This window comes from Chitinophagales bacterium (assembly GCA_020636495.1).
GTDB lineage: Bacteria > Bacteroidota > Bacteroidia > Chitinophagales > Chitinophagaceae > UBA5543.
Genome location: JACJXQ010000027.1, coordinates 1 through 1,692, shown reverse-complemented (window position 1 = coordinate 1,692; position 1,692 = coordinate 1). Strand labels below are relative to the sequence as shown.

The 1,692-nt window shown below is 45.9% G+C and carries 2 protein-coding genes; one reads left to right on the top strand and one right to left on the bottom strand.

What is annotated here, in order from left to right:
- A partial coding sequence (gene recJ, locus H6550_16705; protein ID MCB9047778.1) for a single-stranded-DNA-specific exonuclease RecJ occupies nucleotides 1-1,331 on the top strand: 1,331 nt, incomplete at its 5' end.
- A 123-nt stretch (nucleotides 1,332-1,454) separates the two neighbouring features.
- Here the strand turns inward: recJ and H6550_16700 are convergent.
- Nucleotides 1,455-1,692: hypothetical protein (locus H6550_16700; GenBank protein MCB9047777.1), on the bottom strand; the 238-nt coding region annotated here is incomplete at its 5' end.

Genomic DNA, 1,692 nt, shown 5'->3' with positions numbered 1-1,692 from the left:
AAGAAGGGATAGAGTATGCCAGGGAGCATGGGTACACATTGATGATAACGTTGGATTGCGGTATTAAATCAGTAGAGCTGGTGAAGTATGCAGCAACATTAGGTATTGATGTTATTGTCTGCGATCACCACACTCCTGATGCGGTATTACCCCCTGCATATGCTATACTGAATCCTAAACAGGCAGATTGTACATATCCATATAAAGAGCTGTCCGGCTGTGGTATCGGGTTCAAGCTGATATGTGCTTTGACAAAAGAACTGAACCTGCCTGAAGAAACCGCATATGAATACCTTGACCTGGTAGCTACAAGCATTGCTGCGGATATAGTCCCGATAGATGGGGAGAACCGTGTACTGGCTTACTTCGGGCTGAAGAAGGTGAATGAGCACCCTTCTGCTGGTATCAGGATACTGAAAGAACTGGGTAATGTTCAGAAAGATATGACCATTTCGGACCTTGTGTTTGTTATTGGTCCGCGTGTGAATGCGGCAGGCAGAATGGATGATGCTCGTAAAGCTGTAGAATTATTTACGGAGCAGGACACAAATAAAGTACCGGAGTTGGCTGAGGCACTGCATACAGACAACTTTGACCGTAAGGAAGTAGATAAAAGCACTACTGAAGAAGCACTGGCCATGTTGCAGAACGACGCAGAACTACAACATCGTAAATCCACCGTGCTGTACCAGTCGCACTGGCACAAGGGCGTTGTGGGCATTGTCGCGTCAAGATTGATAGATCATTATTACCGCCCCACCATAGTGCTGACACTCAGCAACGACAAGGTAACGGGCTCCGCTCGTTCAGTTACCGGGTTTAACATTTACGACGCTATACATGAATGTCGTGACCTGCTGGAAAACTACGGCGGCCACTTTTATGCTGCCGGCATGACTATGAAGCCGGAAAATGTTTCTGGTTTCGTGAATAAGTTCGAGTCGGTAGTATCAGATAGTATACAACCACATATGCTGGTGCCGGAGATAGAAATAGATGCGGAGTTGAAGCTGGCAGACATCAAACAACCATTCTATAATATCCTGAAACAATTTGAACCCTTTGGCCCGGCAAATATGCGCCCGGTGTTCATGACCCGCCATGTGTACGACTTCAGGGGGTATTCAAGGGTGGTGAAGGAACAACACCTCAGGTTCGTAGTTCACCAGCACGGAGGTGTAACCATTGATGGTATTGGCTTTGGTATGGCTGATAAATATCCAATTGTTCAACAGGGAGCATTCGATATCGTGTACACGCTTGATGAAAATGACTATAACGGTAGGGTATCTTTACAAATGAAGGTGATTGATATCAGGCCGGCTGAGTAGGCCTATCCGGGTTTATTATCCTTCCCCTTCGGAGAGTGTGATCACGTTTGAGCTTCCCTTCAGGGCATAAAAAAAGAGGCTGTATACACAACCTCTTCTAGAGTTCTGATCGTCGGAGCGATCTTATTTTTTCCTTTTCTTAGCAGTAACCTTTCTTGGAGCTGCTTTCCTTGCAGGAGTTGCAGGAGGAGTAGCTTTCTTAGGAGCTGCTTTTTTAGCTGCCTTCTTAGGAGCTGCTTTTTTAGCTGCTTTCTTAGGAGCTGCTTTTTTAGCTGCCTTCTTAGGAGCTGCTTTTTTAGCTGCCTTCTTAGGAGCTGCTTTTTTAGCTGCCTTCTTAGGAGCTGCTTTTTTAGCTGCTTTC